19 protein-coding genes are annotated in these 19,226 nt (G+C 63.5%); 14 read left to right on the top strand and 5 right to left on the bottom strand.

Annotated elements, in window-relative coordinates; all coding sequences use genetic code 11:
- The first annotated feature begins 56 nt into the window (after nucleotides 1–56).
- Both ACNJYA_RS06910 and pyk read left to right on the top strand, forming a co-directional pair.
- Complete coding sequence (locus ACNJYA_RS06910) at nucleotides 57–638, top strand: DUF1036 domain-containing protein (protein WP_271503822.1); 582 nt, start codon at nucleotides 57–59, stop codon at nucleotides 636–638.
- On the top strand, nucleotides 635–2,071 hold the full coding sequence (pyk, locus tag ACNJYA_RS06905; protein ID WP_172784761.1) for a pyruvate kinase: 1,437 nt from the start codon (nucleotides 635–637) through the stop codon (nucleotides 2,069–2,071). Before ACNJYA_RS06910 ends, pyk begins: the two co-directional genes overlap by 4 nt.
- A 151-nt stretch (nucleotides 2,072–2,222) precedes the next feature.
- On the opposite strand, the gene ACNJYA_RS06900 is transcribed toward pyk, so the two are convergent.
- Complete coding sequence (locus tag ACNJYA_RS06900; protein WP_063694085.1) at nucleotides 2,223–2,903, bottom strand: TetR/AcrR family transcriptional regulator; 681 nt, start codon at nucleotides 2,901–2,903, stop codon at nucleotides 2,223–2,225.
- Between the two features lie 525 nt (nucleotides 2,904–3,428).
- On the opposite strand from ACNJYA_RS06900, the gene ACNJYA_RS06895 reads away from it, so the two are divergent.
- The 5 genes from ACNJYA_RS06895 (at nucleotide 3,429) to ACNJYA_RS06875 (ending at nucleotide 7,314) form a co-directional block, all read left to right on the top strand.
- The gene (locus ACNJYA_RS06895) at nucleotides 3,429–3,848 is read left to right on the top strand and encodes a CopG family transcriptional regulator (protein ID WP_439402284.1); all 420 of its coding nucleotides are present in this window, start codon (nucleotides 3,429–3,431) and stop codon (nucleotides 3,846–3,848) included.
- A 3-nt stretch (nucleotides 3,849–3,851) separates the two neighbouring features.
- Nucleotides 3,852–5,039: an extracellular catalytic domain type 1 short-chain-length polyhydroxyalkanoate depolymerase gene (locus tag ACNJYA_RS06890; RefSeq protein ID WP_439402283.1), complete on the top strand. Its 1,188-nt coding sequence runs from the start codon at nucleotides 3,852–3,854 to the stop codon at nucleotides 5,037–5,039.
- Between the two features lie 358 nt (nucleotides 5,040–5,397).
- The gene (locus tag ACNJYA_RS06885; RefSeq protein WP_172784764.1) at nucleotides 5,398–5,919 is read left to right on the top strand and encodes a phasin family protein; all 522 of its coding nucleotides are present in this window, start codon (nucleotides 5,398–5,400) and stop codon (nucleotides 5,917–5,919) included.
- A 76-nt stretch (nucleotides 5,920–5,995) separates the two neighbouring features.
- Entirely contained in the window at nucleotides 5,996–6,802 is an 807-nt protein-coding gene (locus tag ACNJYA_RS06880) for a transglutaminase-like domain-containing protein (protein ID WP_439402282.1), read from the top strand.
- Between the two features lie 275 nt (nucleotides 6,803–7,077).
- On the top strand, nucleotides 7,078–7,314 hold the full coding sequence (locus ACNJYA_RS06875) for a VOC family protein (RefSeq protein ID WP_439402281.1): 237 nt from the start codon (nucleotides 7,078–7,080) through the stop codon (nucleotides 7,312–7,314).
- On the opposite strand, the gene ACNJYA_RS06870 is transcribed toward ACNJYA_RS06875, so the two are convergent.
- A complete protein-coding gene (locus ACNJYA_RS06870; protein WP_439403531.1) occupies nucleotides 7,202–7,504 on the bottom strand; it encodes a hypothetical protein in 303 nt (100 codons plus the stop codon). The genes ACNJYA_RS06875 and ACNJYA_RS06870 overlap by 113 nt on opposite strands.
- A 333-nt stretch (nucleotides 7,505–7,837) precedes the next feature.
- On the opposite strand from ACNJYA_RS06870, the gene ACNJYA_RS06865 reads away from it, so the two are divergent.
- The 3 genes from ACNJYA_RS06865 (at nucleotide 7,838) to ACNJYA_RS06855 (ending at nucleotide 10,667) form a co-directional block, all read left to right on the top strand.
- Nucleotides 7,838–8,230 (top strand): hypothetical protein, encoded by a 393-nt coding sequence (locus tag ACNJYA_RS06865; RefSeq protein WP_439402280.1) that lies wholly within the window; start codon nucleotides 7,838–7,840, stop codon nucleotides 8,228–8,230.
- 111 nt (nucleotides 8,231–8,341) lie between these two features.
- A complete protein-coding gene (locus tag ACNJYA_RS06860; RefSeq protein ID WP_439402279.1) occupies nucleotides 8,342–8,971 on the top strand; it encodes a TerC family protein in 630 nt (209 codons plus the stop codon).
- A gap of 229 nt (nucleotides 8,972–9,200) precedes the next feature.
- Nucleotides 9,201–10,667, top strand: a complete 1,467-nt coding sequence (locus ACNJYA_RS06855) for a CHASE3 domain-containing protein (RefSeq protein WP_212254267.1) — start codon at nucleotides 9,201–9,203, stop codon at nucleotides 10,665–10,667.
- 127 nt (nucleotides 10,668–10,794) lie between these two features.
- Here the strand turns inward: ACNJYA_RS06855 and ACNJYA_RS06850 are convergent, their stop codons facing one another.
- The gene (locus ACNJYA_RS06850; protein WP_439402278.1) at nucleotides 10,795–12,024 is read right to left on the bottom strand and encodes a glycosyltransferase family 87 protein; all 1,230 of its coding nucleotides are present in this window, start codon (nucleotides 12,022–12,024) and stop codon (nucleotides 10,795–10,797) included.
- Between the two features lie 163 nt (nucleotides 12,025–12,187).
- Nucleotides 12,188–12,352, bottom strand: coding sequence for a Flp family type IVb pilin (locus tag ACNJYA_RS06845; RefSeq protein ID WP_172784770.1), 165 nt, complete (start codon nucleotides 12,350–12,352; stop codon nucleotides 12,188–12,190).
- A gap of 353 nt (nucleotides 12,353–12,705) precedes the next feature.
- Between ACNJYA_RS06845 and ACNJYA_RS06840 the strand changes: the two genes are divergently transcribed.
- The 4 genes from ACNJYA_RS06840 to ACNJYA_RS06825 all read left to right on the top strand — a co-directional run bounded on the left by ACNJYA_RS06840 (nucleotide 12,706) and on the right by ACNJYA_RS06825 (nucleotide 17,654).
- Nucleotides 12,706–14,196 (top strand): hypothetical protein, encoded by a 1,491-nt coding sequence (locus tag ACNJYA_RS06840; protein WP_439402277.1) that lies wholly within the window; start codon nucleotides 12,706–12,708, stop codon nucleotides 14,194–14,196.
- Nucleotides 14,197–14,306: 110 nt separating this feature from the next.
- The gene (locus ACNJYA_RS06835; protein WP_439403388.1) at nucleotides 14,307–15,803 is read left to right on the top strand and encodes a hypothetical protein; all 1,497 of its coding nucleotides are present in this window, start codon (nucleotides 14,307–14,309) and stop codon (nucleotides 15,801–15,803) included.
- Nucleotides 15,804–15,966: 163 nt separating this feature from the next.
- Nucleotides 15,967–16,962 (top strand): glycosyltransferase family 2 protein, encoded by a 996-nt coding sequence (locus ACNJYA_RS06830; RefSeq protein WP_439402276.1) that lies wholly within the window; start codon nucleotides 15,967–15,969, stop codon nucleotides 16,960–16,962.
- Between the two features lie 8 nt (nucleotides 16,963–16,970).
- Complete coding sequence (locus ACNJYA_RS06825) at nucleotides 16,971–17,654, top strand: class I SAM-dependent methyltransferase (RefSeq protein WP_439402275.1); 684 nt, start codon at nucleotides 16,971–16,973, stop codon at nucleotides 17,652–17,654.
- Nucleotide 17,655: 1 nt separating this feature from the next.
- On the opposite strand, the gene ACNJYA_RS06820 is transcribed toward ACNJYA_RS06825, so the two are convergent.
- Nucleotides 17,656–19,098 carry a hypothetical protein gene (locus ACNJYA_RS06820; protein WP_439402274.1) on the bottom strand — a complete coding sequence of 481 codons (1,443 nt, stop codon included), beginning with the start codon at nucleotides 19,096–19,098 and terminating at the stop codon, nucleotides 17,656–17,658.
- Nucleotides 19,099–19,226: the final 128 nt, after the last annotated feature.

Genomic DNA, 19,226 nt, shown 5'->3' with positions numbered 1-19,226 from the left:
CGGCTGGCCCCGGCCCAACGCCAAATCGTCAATGATCTGGTATAGCTTCCGCGACAATGACGACCGAATCTCCCCGCTCCCCGCTTTACCTGCTCGCCCGGTTGGTCCCGGTGCTGGTGGTCGCCCTGCTGTGCCTTGCCGCCAGCCCCGCCTCCGCCGATTTCCGCCTCTGCAACAACACCTCGAGCCGGGTCGGGATTGCGCTCGGCTACAAGGATGCCGAGGGCTGGACCACCGAGGGCTGGTGGAACATCTCGTCCCGCTCCTGCGAGACGTTGCTGCGGGGCACGCTGGTCGCCCGCTATTACTACATCTACGCCATCGACTACGACCGCGGCGGCGAATGGTCGGGCCAGGCCTTCATGTGCTCGCGCGACAAGGAGTTCACCATCCGCGGCACCGAGGATTGCCTGGCGCGCGGCTATGACCGCACGGGCTATTTCGAGGTCGACACCGGCGAGCAGCGGGCCTGGACGGTGCAGCTGACCGACGCCAACGAACAGCCGGCGCAGCAACGCGTGCCTGGCCTGCCCGGTCCGGTGGGCCCGGGCGGGGTTCCGGGTTTGCCCAATAGCCCGCCCGGTGCTACGCCCCCGGGCTCGCCCGGCCTGCCACCCCCGCCTGGAAATAAGCCATGAGGCGTCTTCGCCGTATCAAGATTCTCGCGACCCTGGGACCGGCCTCTTCAGACCTCGCGATGATCCGCCGCCTGTTCGAGGCCGGCGCTGACCTGTTCCGCATCAACATGAGCCACACCCCGCATGACAAGATGCGGGAGCTGGTGGCGACGATCCGCAACGTCGAGTCTAGCTACGGTCGGCCGATCGGCATCCTAGTCGACCTGCAGGGCCCGAAGCTGAGACTGGGCTCCTTTGCCGAGGGGGCGATCCAGCTCCAGAACGGCCAGACCTTCACGCTGGATTCCGACAAGGCGCCGGGCGATGCCACGCGCGTCAATCTCCCGCATCCGGAGATCCTGGCCGCGCTCAGGCCCGGCCATGCGCTGCTGCTCGACGACGGCAAGGTGCGGCTGATCGCGGAGGAGACCTCGAAAGAGCATGCGGTGACCCGTGTCGTGGTCGGCGGCAAGATGAGCGACCGCAAGGGCGTCAGCCTGCCCGACACCGATTTGCCGGTCTCGGCGATGACGCCCAAGGACCGCGCCGACCTCGAGGCCGCCCTCGTCACCGGCGTCGACTGGATCGCGCTGTCCTTCGTGCAGCGCGCCGACGACGTGATCGAGGCCAAGAAGATGATCCGCGGCCGCGCCGCCGTGATGGCCAAGATCGAGAAGCCGCAGGCGATCGACCGCCTCGCCGACATCATCGAGGCTTCCGATGCGCTGATGGTGGCCCGCGGCGACCTCGGCGTCGAGCTGCCGCTGGAGCGGGTGCCGAGCCTGCAGAAGCAGATGACGCGGATGGCGCGCCGCGCCGGCAAGCCGGTGGTGATCGCGACCCAGATGCTGGAATCGATGATCCAGTCGCCGGTGCCGACCCGCGCCGAAGTCTCCGACGTCGCCACCGCGGTCTATGAGGGTGCCGACGCCATCATGCTGTCCGCGGAATCGGCCGCCGGCAAATTCCCGGTCGAGGCGGTCTCGACCATGAACCGGATCGGCGAGGAGGTCGAGCGCGACCCGACCTACCGTTCGGTGATCATGGCCCAGCGCCCGGCACCGGAATCCACCGCGGGCGATGCCATCGCCGACGCCGCCCGGCAGATCGCCGAGACGCTCGACCTGCCGGCCTTGATCTGCTGGACCTCGTCGGGCTCGACCGCCGTGCGCGTGGCGCGCGAGCGGCCGAAGCCGCCGATCGTGGCGATCACGCCGAACATCACCGCCGGCCGCCGGCTCGCGGTTGCCTGGGGCGTGCATTGCGTGGTGGCGGAAGACGCGCGCGACCAGGACGACATGGTCAGCCGCGCCGGCCAGATCGCGTTCCGGGACGGCTTCGTCCGCGCCGGCCAGCGCGTGATCATCGTCGCCGGCGTGCCGCTCGGCATCCCCGGCACCACCAACATGGTACGGATCGCCTCGGTCGGCCCCGAAGGCGACGCCAACCTGTAAGCCTCGCCAGAGGCCGCCAAACACAAAGTCGAAAAACAACCCCATGCACAGTAGCCGGCTGCTTGGCCGGATTTGCCGGGGTTTTGCGAAAAGGATGCTCAGGCAAAGGCCTGAGCGCGATCACCTCGCCACCGCACGCGCGGCGCGATTTCTACGCGCCGACCAGCGCCTTGGTCGTCGGCAGCAGCGTCTGCTGGACCACGAGGCCGCGGGCGCGGGCGTCCATGACGCCGACGGCGCGCAGCGCCAGCAGCGTCACCGTCTGCACCGCATCGCGCATCTTGACGGGATCTTCGAGATTGTCGGGCGCGAGCGGCCCAACGAGAGCCTCATGCAGGGCCCCAAGCAGCGCGGTGGCGGCGAGCGCGGTGTCCTGCGCCGGCAGATGGCCGGCGCGCACCGCAGCGTCGATCCGGGAGGCGATCTCGCCGGCGATCTCGCGCCGGCTAGCGAGGCGGGAGGCGCTGACATCGACATCGACCGGCTCGGCCAGGATGCCCCAGGCTAGCCTACGCTGCGACAGCGTATGGACCGCCACCGTGGTGACCGCAGCCGCCAGCGCCGAGGACGGCCCCGGCGCGGCATCGGCCGCCCGGCGGATCGCCGCGAGCTCGTCGCGGGAGACCTCGGCAATGAGCTCGGAGATCAGCTCGGCCTTGGAGGGGAAATAGCGATAGACGGTGCCGGCTGCGACATTGGCCCGAACCGCGACCGGCGCGATCTGCACCGCCGCCATCCCGCCCTCCGCCGCCGCCTCCCGCGCCGCCGCCAAAATCGCGCTGCGCCGCGCCGCAAGGCGCTTCACCACTTGATGCGTCCGCCGATAAACCATGGCGCGCTTCCTGTCCCACACACGCCGGCCGCACGCCCTGCGGCCGAACGCTTCTCACGCAAAAGATGCAAATCGCCCCGCAAGGACTGAACAACTATTCAGGATGAATGACAAGATGGGAAATGCGTGGAGCACCATGGTGAGCGGACGGGGGCGCCATGCCTGCGTCGGCGCCATCCCTGTCGAGGCCGCCTTCCGAGGGTGGCAGTTTGCCAGGAGCAGAGCGGAATCAGCGTCACGTCTGTCCGGTACGATCGATCTCCAGCGAACCTTCGCGAGGCCGAACGAGTAGGGTTGGAGGACCTGGACCGCCGTTCACAATGAGCTCGGTAGTCGCGGCAGAGGTCGTGCGGCATGCGCGCCATCCGGAGCTCCACCGAGGTCATCGAGACGCCGGCCCGCTGCAGCATCCAGTCTCGTGCTCTTGGGCGCGGATCTATCCGCTCTATCCCTTGAAAGAAGCCTACGAGCATCTAGATAGCATCCATATGCCATCCATACGGATGGTAAGAATGGATGCTAGCCATGGCCGATAATATGCGCGAGCTGCGCCCCAAGGTCCCCGACACCGAGAAGATCACGATCAACCTTGGCTATATCGACCTCGGTCATGTCGATCTCATGGTGCAGGAAGGGTTCTATTCGAACCGGACCGATTTCATTCGGACAGCAATCCGGAACCAGCTCGAGCGCCACGCGGAGGTCGTCAGACAATCCACGGTCCGGAAGAACCTGGACCTCGGGCTGCGCAACTACGCGCGCGAGGATCTCGAAGCGGTGCGCCGCGCCGGCGAGATGCTGCAGATCAATGTTTTGGGCTTGGCCACTATCGCCCAAGACGTCACTCCCGAGTTGGCTCGCGCCACGATCGCGTCGGTCTCGGTGCTGGGGGCCCTCCACGCCACTCCCGCGGTCAAGGCCGCTCTCGCCGACAGAATGAGGTGAACGATGCTGAATCAAGACATAGTCCGCGAAGCAACCCGCCTTACGCGTGCCGGCCAACTGGTCGAGGCCACCGCGCTCCTGCAGCGCATGCTCCAGGGCGGTTACGCTCCAAGACCGGAGTCTCGTAGCGCCGCTCAGGCTCGGCTTCCGCTCGATCCGCTTACTATCGACGCCACTGCCGACGTCGTCGAGGAGCGGGAAGCTCCGCCGATCTCGGCGGCCCGCTCTGCTCAGGGACGCAGACGCGCCTTACCGCTCGACGGCATGCGGGATTTTCCCGGGGTCGGCCTGCGAAGTCCGATCACGCGCGCTCCCCTGTCCCCATCGGACATCGTGCCCGAGGGCACACAATTTATCGCCGGTACGTTCAGTAACGCCGCAGGAAGCCGGGCCTACAAGCTGTTCATTCCAAGCCGCTTTCAGGGACAACGGCTTCCCCTGATAGTCATGCTTCATGGCTGCACCCAGTCGCCGGACGATTTCGCGGCCGGCACCCGGATGAACTTCCTGGCGGAAGAGCAGAATTGCTATGTGGTCTATCCTGAGCAGCCGAGCGGAGCCAACCAGTCGAAGTGCTGGAACTGGTTTCGCACCGGCGACCAGCGTCGCGGCGGGGGCGAGCCGTCGATGATCGCCGGTATTACCCGCCAGATCATGCGCGAGCATCCGATCGATCCGAAGCGCGTATACGTCGCGGGTCTGTCGGCCGGCGGGGCCGCCGCCGCGATCATGGGCGCAACGTATAACGACCTGTACGCGGCCGTCGGTATTCATTCAGGCCTCGCGTGCGGGGCCGCGAGCGATCTTCCCTCCGCGTTCGTCGCCATGCGGCAGGGAGGCGGCTCCAAGGCAAATGCGGATGGCAAAACTTCTGTGCCGACCATCGTTTTCCATGGCAATCGCGACACTACGGTGCATCCAAAGAATGGCGATCAGATTATCGAGCAGTCCGCCAGGGCGACGAGGCCGACGACGAAGGTACTTCGCGGACGCGTACCCCACGGCCATGCCTATACTCGCACCGTCCTGATCGACGGGGCCGGTCGGGCGATCTCGGAACACTGGGACATCGATGGCGCCGGACACGCGTGGTCAGGCGGCAGCCCCGCCGGGTCTTACACTGATCCGCAAGGGCCGGATGCCACAAGGGAAATGCTGCGCTTCTTCCTCGAGCATTCGCTCGGTGGGTAACCCAGCTTCACAGGGCGCTCGGGTCCTCGAGCACGTCGCCGAGCTTCCGGATCAGCTTGCCGGCCTCTATCCGCCAGTCTCGCGATCAAGGCACGAATGCGAGCGTAGTCGCCGCAACTTAAAGCGGTCTCTGGAGAGCACAACGAGCGGAGAGCTGATTGTTCTCAGACCGACACCCGTTGAGTATAGGTCTGGAAGATCGCCAGCTATACGCTTGTTGGTTGGAGTTGCGACATCGCAGAGCGTGCGATTGATCTCGGGACTCCAACAATGCGCGGGTTGGAACGCCAGCTCACAAAGCCTGTTGTCCGTTCAGAAATGACCGTTGTGGTCGCACCCCATTTTATTGGAGCGTCAGATGAGCAAACGCAAACCGGCATCAGCCTCAAAGCGCGCCCGCAATCCGAAAATGGCCGTGCGGACCGAACGGAACAAACAGGCCGTTGTTAGAAGCCCGAAAGAGAATTTTCTTCGCTCGGTTGCGGCAGTTTCGATTGAACCGCCTCTTAAGCTTCAGGATGATCCTAACCACGAGGTTCCTACCATTGAGCCTCGGGTGGATGCCTTGCCAGATGACGTCAGTCAGAGAATGACGGAAAGCGATCAAACGAAGAGCTTTGTTTTAGCCACGGCAAACATGCAGGCATATCAAACGAAGCTTTTTGAGGTCGCCCGAGCCAACGTGCAATTTGCTTTTGAATTTGGCCTGAGATTTGCGACGATCGGGTCACCGACTGAATTTTTCGGCGTCCTTGCGGAGTTTACAAGCAGACAGGTCGATATGTTCGGGCAGCATTCGAAAGAATTGGCGGCATATCCATTCTGGCGCATCGAGCCGCCCCGTTCGCAAGTCACCAAGGAAGCCTCTAGTTTGAAGTAACGGACGCCGGCCGCCGTTGCCAACACGATCATCCCCGCAGCCATTCGAGTTGATGCAGTCGAGACAGGCCCTAAGGATGAAAATACGGGTTGGCTTCGAAATGATCTACGACTTCCAGCAAGTCACACCATTGATTGCTATCGTCGGCATGCATTTTACCCGGGCATCCGACATCATTGTGCCGGATTACCTCATCACCGAGCCTTCCGTCCCGATCTCGCCCTACCGCGACGGCTTCGGAAACTGGTGCAGTCGGTTCGTTGCGCCCGCCGGCCGCATGCGCCTTTCCGCCAACGGTACAGTGCGCGATAGCGGTTTGCCTGATGTGATCGCGCCTTCCGCCACGCAATACGCGGTTGAGGATCTTCCACCTGATACCATCGTTTATCTGCTTGGCAGCCGCTACTGCGAAACCGATCGGCTTTCCGACATCGCATGGAAGCTGTTCGAGAATGTGGCGCCGGGTTGGCCACGGGTCCAGGCGATCTGCGATTTCGTGCACAATCACATCGCGTTCGGCTACGAGCACGCGCGGGCCACCATGACGGCTTGGGAAGCATTCAACGAGGGCAAGGGCGTCTGCCGCGACTATGCACATCTTGCCATTGCATTCTGCCGTTGCATGAACATTCCAGCACGCTATTGCACCGGCTATCTCGGCGACATCGGCATCCCGCCGCCCCACGCTCCCGGGGACTTTACAGGCTGGTTCGAAGCCTATCTTGGCGGTCGCTGGTACACATTCGATGCACGCAACAACACTCCGCGAATCGGCCGCGTCCTGATCGCGCAAGGCCGCGATGCGGCGGATGTTCCGATCGCCCAAACTTTCGGACCCAACACGCTCGTCAGCTTCAAGGTGTGGGCTGATGAACTTGTATAAAGCGCTCGCCTTGGGCGATTGGGTACGAGGCGGCTGAGATTGATCTCGGCTGATTGCTTGGAAGACTGTTACACAGTTCGCATCACCGCCCGAAGTCCAGCTCGTACTTCTCGCAAAGAAGGGCCAACAGGTCGTTCGTGAGGAAATAGAATTCGAAGAAGATGATGGTTGGCAAGAGATACAGCCCGTCTCAGAGCTCAGACTTTGCAACGTCCTGCTCTATTGCAGCCCAAGGATGCCAGCCAAGACGATGACCAGGAGCACTGCGGTGAAGATTGCTTCCAGCCGAGGACCTGGAGCGCGCTCGGGCTTTCTACTCCGAAAAACTCGGTCTCGACCCGGTCGAACAGCGCGAGGGTGGATTGCGCTACGTCTGCGTATCTGGCGAGTTTGCGATATTCATCTCGGCCGGGTGCAATCCGGCAGCATACGCAGATGGGCTGGGAAGTAGAGGATATCGACGCAACAGTGCGCGAACTTCGCGCGCGGGGAGTCAAGTTCGAGGAATATGACCTTCCTGGTCTGAAGACTGCTAATGGGATCGCCGAGATCGCCGGCAACTACGCCAGCAAGGGTGTCGCTCAGCGAGGCGCGTGGTTCCGCGACAGCGAAGGCAATCTTCCTGGTATCGAACAGCCAGTTCGATCCTGACGTTCCAGTAGAAAGATCGATGCGCGTGCGGGCCGAACGGATCGTGGTCATGTTGCCGCGCGGCCAAAACGCGCGCGACCATCAGTAGCATTGTGTTTCTGAATGCAAGGGTCGTCCTTAAGCGGTGAAATCTATCGATCGTGGGGTGCGCTCTCGAGAGAGGCCAGCACATGATTGAGCTTTGGAACAGGTGGTATGAGACCTTGGCCTCCGTCGAGGGGCTGGCAGCCGTTGTCATTGTTGCCGTAACGACCGCTGGCGTTCTTACGTTGATTGAGGGTCGGCGGCATAGGACAACAAGACATTCATTTGAGAGGCGGAAAACGCCCAAGTAGACCGGAGTAGATGGCTCCTACATAAAGCGCTCGTATGCAGGAGGATCAAATGATCGCTTCTCATGCAAGTTGGAACAGGAATGCGCCTCGGCGGGACACATTCTGCTTATTCGCGTTGTTGAGCATCCTGGTCGCGACTCCCGCCCTCTTTATGATCCTCCTGCTGGATTCCCAACTCGTCTTACCAGCGCTCAGTCTTCTATTTTTCTCAGACGCGATGATCACCGCGCTCTTGGCCTGGGCAAAGCCCGAACATGTAACGCCAGAACATGTAACGCTCTGGGATATCGCAGGTGCATTCACCATGATGTGTTGCGCCGCAGCGATTTTTGGCGAACCAGATCAAGTCGCAATGCTTTTCGGGGCGCCGGTCGGACAGCATTCCGACGCCGTTTTGGGAGATCGTCACCTGGCGCCCGGATTGCCGGCGACGTCGGACTAGAGCTGAATTGGCCGCTCTGTTTTGGATGGTAACGCGCATCGGTCAATCCATAAGAACGTATGCGGCCATCGCTCGGAGTTGCCATTTCCCTGGCATCGGGGACCATGATCCGTGTTAGATTCTCTCAATACGGATGTTCTTAGCGTACTCTTGCAGGTCGTTCTAATCGACCTTGTGCTCGCCGGCGATAATGCCATCGTCATCGGCCTTGCCGCGGCGGGACTTCCTCAGGCCCAACGAAGCAAGGCGATTTTGATCGGTATAGTCGCCGCGACGATACTGCGCCTTCTGTTAGCCGGGATAGCGACGCAGATCCTGCAGATCGTCGGCCTCCCACTCGCCGGCGGGATCCTGCTATTGTGGGTATGCTGGAAAATGTGGCGAGAGTTGCGCACGTCCCGCACGGGCCCCACCGATAGGAAAGGGGCAATTGAAGCAATCCCGGAAAACAAACCTCGTAAAACACTCATCCAAGCGAGTTGGCAAATTATCGTTGCCGACGCTTCGATGTCTCTCGACAATGTTCTGGCCGTCGCGGGGGCTGCGCGGGAGCATCCATTGGTCCTGATCTTCGGCTTGGGCCTTTCCATCGCGATGATGGGAATGGCCGCTTCCTTCATTGCCCGCCTTCTGGAGACTCATCGCTGGATTGCATACGTCGGTCTGGCCGTCATTCTCTACGTGGCACTTGAGATGATCTTTCGCGGAACATTGGATGTCATGAAGGTCGCGTCGATATGACGGCCCTGTTGTGTCCGACGGCACGGCAACATTTCCCCCTTGCCCGACGAGACACTGACTGCGCTCCACTCCGGAGGCTGCGCCGCTTTGCCCCGTCACGGTCCCATACCAATTCTTGCGAATGCCATCGCTTGGGAGCAATCTCGAGCTAGCTGTCTGGTCGGTCGCGGACTTCGGCCTTGAGGGTCAGGTGCCCCAGTTTTCGAGTCTACTGATTTTGCACAAATTGATGGCGGCATTTGCAGCCGTGGTAGCGGTCATATTCGTGAGCGGCGCAATCGTCTACGACAGACTTAGCGTGATCGAAGAGGCCAAAAACCGGCGGGTCCACACCACTGACGTGTTGGACACGCTAGAGGCGGCAGTAGCCGCAACGCTGGATCAACAAACTAGCCTACGCGGCTATTTGATCAGCGGCGACGAGAAATTCCTGGACCCGTACCGCAGAGGCAGCGCCGACTTCAGCGCGGCAATCCGAAAATTGAGAGAACAGACTTCGGATAACCCAGACCAGCAAAGTCGTCTCGATGAATTGAACAAGCTGGCGATGACGTGGCGCGTCGAGACCGCCGAGCGGGAGATCACGCTGATGGCGGATCCCACGACGCGGGAGCAGGCGCGCACGTTGGAGGGGGCGACCGGCAAAGCTGCCATGGACGCAATCCGCGCCAAGGCGCGCGAAATCGAGAAGGTTGAGCGCGATCTGTTGGCAAGGCGTGACGCCGTACAGAACTCGGCATATGCTACTGCATACACGGCAACCGTGATGGGCGCCGCAGCCTCACTCATGATCGCAGTGTTGATGGGCATACTACTCACACGCGCGATCGCGCGGCCGATCACACGCATGACCGGGGCTATGGCAGCACTTGCCAAGGGAGACACGAGCATCGACGTGCCCGGAATTGACCGGCGTGACGAAATCGGCGCAATGGCGGCCGCGGTCAATGTTTTCAAGAAAGGCATTGTCGAACGCCAAAGGACACAAGTCGAGCTCGCTCATGTCAGTCGCGTAGCCACAATGGGCCAGCTGACGGCCTCGATTGCCCATGAGATCAATCAGCCGATCTCGGCCGTGCTTAGTAACGCCGACGCCGCCTTGAACTGGCTCGCCGCGGACCCGCCAAACCTGGGCAAGGGCCGCGAGTCCCTCCACCACATTGTCACAGATTGCCAACGAGCTGGCGACATCGTCCACCGGATCCGCGATATGGTCAGGAAAGCGCCGGTGCCCAAAAGTCGGCTCGACGTCAACGCAGCCGTTCTGGACGTCATCGCCATGGTCCGGAGCGAGGCGGTGAGGCATGGAATCTCGGTACAGATGCAACTCGCTGAGGATCTGCCGCAAATCGAAGGTGAGCGCATTCAGCTGCAGCAAGTGCTCCTTAATCTGATCCTCAATGCCGTGGAAGCCATGAACAGCCTCGAGGACGGCAAGCGGGAGTTGCAGATCAGTACCGAAAGAGACGTTGCAGGCAGCGTGCTCGTCGCTGTACGGGATTCGGGCCCGGGGATCGAGCCGACGAGTGCGGAACGTGTTTTCGACGCGTTTTACACGACCAAGTCCGACGGCCTAGGCATGGGGCTTGCCATCTGTCGGTCGATCATTGCGGCTCATGGCGGACGGTTGTGGGTCACCGTGAATAAACCGCGGGGCGCCGTCTTCCAGTTTACCCTCGCTCCCCTCCAGGACTAGATGACGCCACTTGCCCTGCGCGGCTGCTGAGTTTTGCGGCCGATGCTCGGGTTGCGCGAGATGGGCCCGAGGGCTCCCACGCCCCTCGCGTCTCACCTGGAGCCCGATCAAAGCGTAATCGAGCTTCTCAGCTCGTTCGCGCGATCGCGGGCTGCGCCGATGCGGCCTCGGCGGTCCGCCAGGCTGCACAGCGTCCGAGGATCAGCCCGAACACGATCAGGATTGCCGGGAAGCCGACCGGTTGCCCGAGAAACAGGAAGCTCGCAAGCAGCGCAAAGACGAGCGCCAGCGCCAACACCTCGTGGCGTGCGAAACCCTCATCGAGACCGGCGCGGATGAGGAAGGCCACCGCGATGCCCAGCACGACCAGGTCGTACATGAAGAGATAGGGCGTCGTCAGCAGCGTCGCCGTCGCGAGCATCGCCGCCTTGAGGGCGTGGGGCAGCCGGCTCCGCCACACCACGGCCAGCACGACGGCAACGGCTGCGGTCAACACCCACTGGAAGATCCATCCGAGCGGCTCGGTGCCGCCGACATAGCGCACCAGCGCGAAGATGCTCTGCATCTTGAACCAGGGCGCCCTGCCCTCGGTCAGGAAGGCCTGGGAGAACATCGGGATCCAGTGGAAGAACGCCTGCCAGCTGTCGGTGCCGAAGGCGAACCAGGACACTACAGCGATCGCAGCGGTGACGATTGCGGCCGTGAACAGCACGGTCCATTCGGCGGCGGCGAGCAGTGCAAGCGGAAACAGGAGGCCGTATTGCGGCTTGTAGCTGAGCAGGCCGAGACAGATTCCGGCCAGGACCGGCCGTGCCGGCAACAGGTAGAGCGTGCCGCCGATCAGCGATGCCGTGAGGAAGCCGTTCTGCCCGACCAGGATGTTGAGGAAGGCGGCCGGAAATCCAATGGCAATCACGAGGCCCGCATTGCGCCCGATGATCGCGCGCATCACGGCAAGATACGGCACCATGCTGAACGCGGCCCAGCCGATGAAGGCGATTGCATAGGGAAATTGCGCGAGGAACGACGCAACGAACAGGAAGGGCGGCGGATAGTGCCAGGCGAAATGGCCGACGAAATCCTGCTTGAGCAGTGCAAGCTCGACCTGCTTCTGAATGTCCCAATCCCAGGCCTGCGCGGGATGCCCCTCGAGCGCCAGCTTTCCGGCCGCCCAGACATTGACGAAATCAGTGGGGATGCCGCGTCCGTCGGCGTCGAAGATCCAGAGATGGGTGAGATAGGCCGTCGGAAAATACGCCAGCGTGACGATCGCCAGCACGAAGGAGATGTTGACGAGGATCGCAGGGACCGCATCGTGACGGCCGACGGCTGGCGGGACGGACGAAGCTTCGGCCATGCGGCTTCCTTACGCGATACGCTGACGCAGATGCGTTCAAGCCATACACCCGAGTGGCTTGAAGGAGGCTTAAGCCCGATCGTCGCGCCTCGCGCCGATACCGGCAAAGCAAAAGAGCCCCGTCGATGACGGGGCTCTTCGCTATTTCGCTTGTCGTCCGGCCTTACTTGAGGCTGGTCGAGATCGAGGTGAACTTGGCGTTCAGCGTGGTGCCGAGGTTGTTGACGACGGTGATGATCGCCAGCGCGATGCCGGCAGCGATCAGGCCGTATTCAATGGCGGTGGCGCCCGATTCATCCTTCATGAAACGCGCAACGAGGTTCTTCATAGAGTGCTCCAAATGAGTACACGAGGCTACAACTGATCTGGTCTCTTCGGCTTCCCAGCGCCGCCCGACCATGGGAACGAAACGTAGAGGCAAAGAATTGCGCCGCAGTTAATTCGACTGCGTAAACACTGAGCGGATTGCGTGTATTGGCCCATGGTAAATCCAAGTTCGAAACAATCCGTTAAATTGTAAATATATGACGCCGGTCTGGCGCGGCCGGTTTACCCGAAGTTATGACCGGCGTGGTCCAATGCCGCCCGCTCGGACTGAAGCGCGGCGAGATGGTGCGCACGCAGCCCGCCGGGTCCGGATCATGGCCGGACCGGCAAGAACAACCAGGACGACGAGGCGGCATGTCCCTTTCCTTCGCCAACAGCATCGCGGTGCAGGGCCGCGCACGCGCCCTGGTGCCATTGTGCGTCGGCGCCGGCGCCTATCTGTTCTTCCTGTTCCTCGGCGACACGCTGCTTCAGGATTCCGACTCGTTCTGGCAGATCAAGATCGGGCAATGGATCCTCGATCACCGCGCCATTCCCATGATCGACTTCTATTCCTTCACGCGGACGGGCGCGCCGTGGATCTCGACGTCCTGGCTGTCGCAGGTCGCGTTCGCCTTCTCCCATGCGCAATGGGGCTGGGCGGGTCCCGTCATCCTCACCGCGGCCGCCGTCGCGTTCACCGTCGCAATCTTCGTCCATCTGCTCGAGGCGCATCTCGAAGCCCCGCGCGCGGTGCTGTTCGCGATGCTGGCGCTGCTGCTGTCGATCCACCACGTGCTGGCACGCCCGCATATTCTGGCGCTGCCGGTGATGGTGGCGTGGGTCGGCTTGCTGATGGCGGCTGCAAGCCGCAAGAGCGCGCCGTCCTGGACCTGGCTGCCGCTGATGGCGCTCTGGGCGAACCTGCATGGCGGTTTCGTGCTGGGGCTCGCGCTGATCGGCCCGATCTCGCTCGAAGCGGTCGAGCATGCCGAGAAGGGCCGGCGGCTTGCCCTGTTCATGCGCTGGGTGCTGTTCGGAATCGGGGCGCTGATCGCGAGTTGCTGCACGCCCTATGGCTGGCGAACGCTGCAGGGCGCGACCAACATCCTCAGCCTCGGCGAGCTGCTGACGCTGATCCTCGAATGGATGCCGGCGAACTTCGCCACCTTCACCCCGTTCGAAGGCGCCCTGCTCGCCCTGATCGCATTCGGCTATTCTCGCGGCGTGGTGCTGTCGGCGCCCCGGATCTTCCTGATCCTGTTCCTGACCTGGAGCGCGCTGAGCCATGTCAGGAGCATCGAGGCATTTGCATTCCTGGTGCCGCTGGTGCTGGCAAAGCCGCTCGGCGAGATGTTCCCGCAGCCGGCGCCTGAGGCCGCCGGTGCCGAAAGCTGGCCGGGCCGCACCCTCACAGCACTCGGCGCGCTGATGATCATGGCGGCAAGCTGGACCTCGACCTCGCTCTACATGGGGCACCACCGTTTCACCTTCACCATGACGCAGACGCCGGTTGCGGCGGTCGATCTGCTCGAGCAACGCAAGGTGCGGCGCGTCTTCAACGCCTACCAGTTCGGCGGCTATCTGATCTCGCGCGACATCCCTGTTTTCGTCGACGGACGCGCCGAGCTCTACGGCGAGAAGTTCATCATGGACTTCTTCAAGGCAACCGAAGGCAAGAAGCCCGAGCTGCTGCCGCGTCTACTGGAAGAATACAAGATCGATGCGACGCTGCTGGGCGCCGATGCGCCGGGCCCGCAGATCCTCGACCAGCTCAAGGGCTGGAAGCGGATCTATGCGGACGACATCGCCGTGATCCACGTGCGCGACACCGCAGACAGCACGATTGTGGCGCCTGCGAAGTGAGGACCGGCTCCAGCGCGCGTCATCGGCCTCAGCGGCTCCATCACATGGCTCCTTTCAGCAAGCCGACCCTGACAGATCCGGCTCGTCCCGACCCGGACCGAGCCGTGACGATGATCGTGCTTACGATGCTGGCGGCGGTCTCGTTTGTTCCGGTGCTGCTGACGCCCATTCCGGCGATGGTCGATTATCCCAATCACCTCGCCCGCATGTACATTCTGAGCCAGAACGGCACCCCGGGGGCCAATCCGTATTACGAGGTGAGGTGGGCCTTCTATCCCAACCTCGGAATGGACCTGCTGGTCCCGCAGCTGGCGCGGCTGATGAGCGTCGAGAACGCCACGCGGCTGTTTCTGCTGCTGAGCCAATTCCTGATCGTCACCGGTGCGGTGCTGATCGAATGCGTCAGGAAGGGGCGCATCCATCTCGCCGGCTTCGCCGCGCTCGCTTTCCTCTACTGCCTGCCGTTCAGCTGGGGCTTCGTGAATTTCGAGTTCGGGCTCGGCCTCGCGCTCTGGGGCATCGCCGTCTATCTGATGCTCGCCGAGGGCCCCTGGCCGCTGCGCTTCGCCGCCAATCTGATCTTCGTCGCCGTGCTCTATGTCGCGCATTTCTTTTCGCTCGGCATCTACGGCACGACGCTTGGCCTCTTCGAACTGTCGCGCATCCGCCGAGGGCAAGTCGCGTATCCGATCGCGGCCGCGCGGCTTGGCGCGCTCGCCCTGCCGGCGCTTGCGCTGCTTGCGATCATGCATCTCACCGCAGGCTCGATCGGAAGCGAAGGCAACAGCTGGTTCGCCGCATTCAAGCCGGTCTGGCCGCTGCGTATCATGAACGGCTACAATCTGACGATCGCGGCGATAACCGGCCTGGCGCTGATGACCGGTTTGCTGTTCGCCGCAAGGCGCGGCGTTCTCCGACTCGAGCCGGCGGGGATTTGGCTCGCGATCGGCTTCGCGCTGCTTTACCTCGTCATTCCCTCAAAACTATTCGGAACCTCGTTCGTCGACCTTCGCATGATTCCCGCCGCGGCTCTGATCCTGCCGGCGTTCTGCTCGCTGTCCTTGCCGAGCCGGGCCTGGAGAATGGCTGCGCTCGCTGCGATCAGTGGCATCATATTGCTCAATGTCGCCGTCGTTCTGGCGGTCTGGCTGCCTTACCGCGCCGACTATGCGGCGATGATCGCCTCGTTCCAGAAGATCGATCGCGGCTCGCGCGTTCTCGTCGGCAGCACGGACGACAAGGGAGATCCGCCCTTCGCCGACCTCACCTCCTATCCGATGTATTATGCGCCGACGCTGGCGGTGCACTATGCCGACGCGTTCGTGCCCAACCTGTTCACCGAAACGGGCAAGCAGCCGGTGCGGCCGCGCGAGGCGGTGCGCAATATTGCCATTCCCTATGGCGGGCCGGTGCCGTCGGGCCTGCTTGCCGCGATCGCGGCGGGCCAGCCGGCGGCGGACGCTCCGCAATTCGTCCGCACCTGGCACCGGGATTTCGACTACCTCTATGTGCTGGGATCGCCGGCCGCAAATCCGCTGCCGGATCGGCTGGAGGTGCTGGAGACCTCGAAGCGGTTCGTCCTTTACAGGATTCGCCGCACGCCCTAGCGCGAAGCCGCGGCCGCAAAGCGTGGTTAACCGCACTTCACCATTCCGGTCCGCCGCCCTCACCAATGCTCCGGGCGATAGACCCTTAACGGTTGCGGCAAGGCGGCCTTAACCACCTGCTCATAGACTTCCGCCCCTGCAACCCCAGCCGGACTCCTTTCGCATGGCGGCCAATTCCAGATCGATCCGCTACAGCCTCGTCATCCCCGTGTTCAACGAGGAAGCGGTGTTGCCGGTGCTGCTGCGCCGGCTCGACCAGGTCATGTCCAGGCTGGACGGGCCGGCCGAAGCGATCTTCGTCGACGACGGCAGCAGCGATTCCAGCTCGATCGTGCTGCGGGCGCTCGCCGCGCGTGACGAGCGCTTTCGCTACATCGGCCTGTCGCGCAATTTCGGCCACCAGATCGCCATCACCGCCGGCATGGACGCCACGCAAGGCGACGCTATCATCGTCATGGACGCCGATTTGCAGGATCCGCCCGAAGTGATCGAGCAATTGATCGCGAAGTGGAAGGAAGGCAACGACATCGTCCACGCCCGCCGCCTGTCGCGCGAGGGCGAAAGCCGCTTCAAGCGTGCGAGCGCGCATCTGTTCTACCGGCTGCTCGGCAGGATGTCCTCCGTCGGCATCCCCGCCGATGTCGGCGACTTCCGCCTGATCGATCGCAAGGTGCTCGACGCGCTCATGCAAATGCCGGAGCAGGATCGCTTCGTGCGCGGCATGATCGCCTGGCTCGGCTTCCGCCAGGCCGAGGTCGCCTTCCATCGCCTCGAGCGCGCCGCGGGCGAAACCAAATACCCGCTGTTCAAGATGGTTCGGCTGGCGGTGAACGCCGCGCTAGGCTTTTCCGATCTGCCGTTGCGGCTGGCGATCTGGTGCGGATTGACGGTCTCCGGGCTCGCCCTGCTCTACGGCGGCTGGGTGGTCCTGTTGTGGCTCAGCAAGGACAGCCATCTCGTGACCGGCTGGTCCTCGACGATCGTCGTCGTGTCGCTGCTGTGCGGCATCAACATGCTGATGACGGGCATCGTGGGACTCTATGTCGGCCGCATCCATGCCGAGGTCAAACGCCGCCCGCTCTACGTGGTGCAGGCACGCATCGGATTCGATCGCGGCGAGGCCGCGGCGACACCCGCAATCCACGCCGTCAACGAGTGACCCAGCGCATGGCCGAACTGTTCGACGGCTATCACGACAATTACCGTGATGTGGTCCAATCCTCGATCGACTTCTCGGGCCTGCCGCATGATTTCTTCATGCGCGCGAAGGCCGACCTGCTGCGCGATCTGATCGCGCAGCGGCTCGGCGCGGAAAGGCCCGACATGCTGGACGTCGGCTGCGGCGTCGGCAGCCTTCATCCGCTGCTGCACGGCATGGTCGGCCGCCTCAGCGGCATCGACGTCTCGTCCGCCAGCCTGATCCAGGCGCGCACTCACAACGCCGCGGTCGACTACCGGGAGTATGACGGCCGCACCTTTCCGTTCGCCGACGCCAGTTTCGACCTGGTCACGGCCATCTGCGTGATGCACCATATCGTGCCGGCCGAATGGGCGCAGTTCATGGCCGAGATGCGGCGGGTGACGCGCCCCGGCGGGCTCGTCTGCGTGATCGAGCACAATCCCTACAACCCGCTGACGCGCCTCGCCGTTGCGCGCTGCGAGTTCGACCGGGACGCCGTGTTGCTCGGCGCCGGCACGACCCGGAAGCTGATGGCGGCGAGCGGCCTGCGCGAGATCGGCGCGCGGCATTTCCTGCTGCTGCCCTGGGACACCAAACCGGCGCGGCGCCTCGAAGGCGCGCTGAGCGGGTTTTGGCTCGGCGGCCAATACGCCGCGTTCGGCACCGCTTGAATTATTGCGGCGTCGCCCGCCGCTTGTGCACGACCGCCACATCGTCGCCGTAGACGCGCTGCCATTCGGGCAGCCGGTCGAGCAACGCGACGGCCGGTGTGCCAGGCGCAAGCAGCGTCGCGCCGATCTTGTACTCGTCGAGCAGCTTGAGCAGATCTCCGAGGTCGACCAGCGCCAGCGCACGGTTGTAGCGGTCGATGAACGGCCCGCCGTAGAGCTCGCCGCGGCCGTCGATGAAGGTGGGAATGCCGGCATAGATCAAGTAGCCGCCGAAGGAATAATCGTTGAGCACGCGCTCCGCCTTGGCGAGGCCGGCTCGGGCGATGGCGGCCTCGGGGGTGATAATCGGCGCGGGCCGGATGTCGCGCGCCAAAGCCAGGCCGCTGATCGCGGCCAAGACGCCGAATGCGGCCAGATTCAAGCCGCGCGCGGAGCCGTCGGTCTCGCTCTCGCTCGGCCCCCCGAAGGTGCGGCCCAGCGGGGCCGCCAGATAGAGCGGCGCCAGCATGGCCAGCAGATCCGCATTGCGCATCTGCGCCAGCGCGAAATGCAGCAAGCCGATCACCACCATGGTCCGCACCACCGGCAGCGTCACGCCGCGCGAGAGCGCGAAGATGCTCCCCAGCAGCAGCAGCTCGAAGCCGCCGACATGGCTGAAATCCTGCGGCCGCCATTCCGCGATCCAGGCGAGCGCGGAGCCGAGGCCGAGCGTGGTCAGCGGCATCAGCAGCGGTTCCGGGCCGTGCGGCGTCAGGCAGGACGCCGCCAGGGCAAGCACCGAGAACGGCAGCCATCGCAGCAGCACGCGCGGCCATTCGCTTCGCTGCTCGCGCAGCAGCGCCTCGAGCACCGCCGGGCCGATCAGCCCGAGCGCCAGCACCACGCTGCCATGCAGGTTGGTCCACAGCACCAGCAGCGGCAGGGCCCAATAGGGCGGAGGCATGCTGCGGTCCATGCAGCGAACCAGCGCAGCCGCCCAGGTCACCATCAGCGGCAGCACGAGGACATGGGGCCGCGCCAGCATGTGCGGCGCCAGCAGAACGATGGCCGCGATCACCATCAGCATGGTCAGGGCCGGCGAAAGCTCGCGCAGCAGGAAGAACGTGAGCAGGCCAAAGGCGAGTGCTATCGCCGCGGCGGCGATGGCGACGACGCCCGGCCAGCCGGCCGGCGCGTAGACGGCGGCATAGATGACCTCGGACAACCATTCGAAGGTGATCCAGGGCGCGCCGTGCTTCGAAAATGAAAACGGGTCGCTCGTCGGCAGGGTGCCATGCGCGATGATCCAGCGTCCGACCTCGATGTGGGAATAGCTGTCGGGATCCCCGAGCAGACGCGGCCCGATGGCCAGCAGCACGGCATAGAGCAACAGCCCCACCGCCCAAGGGAGCGCTGCACGTGCCGAAAACGGTTGAACCGCGCTGTGGACGACCTGATCAGTCATGGCGGGCCAAGATAGGCCGCAAGCGTTAAGTTCTTCTTTAGGGTTTCGCGCATTTGCCCCGGAGCGCAGTGCGCTTCTGCCGCCCGCTTCAGGCCGCGCGCGCTGGCTTGCGCCCCGGGGGCCAGCCA

It is taken from the genome of Bradyrhizobium sp. BLXBL-01, assembly GCF_051853025.1.
Taxonomy (GTDB): Bacteria; Pseudomonadota; Alphaproteobacteria; order Rhizobiales; family Xanthobacteraceae; genus Bradyrhizobium.
The sequence above is the reverse complement of the archived record's forward strand: the minus strand, read 5'-3'. Positions and strand labels throughout refer to the sequence as shown.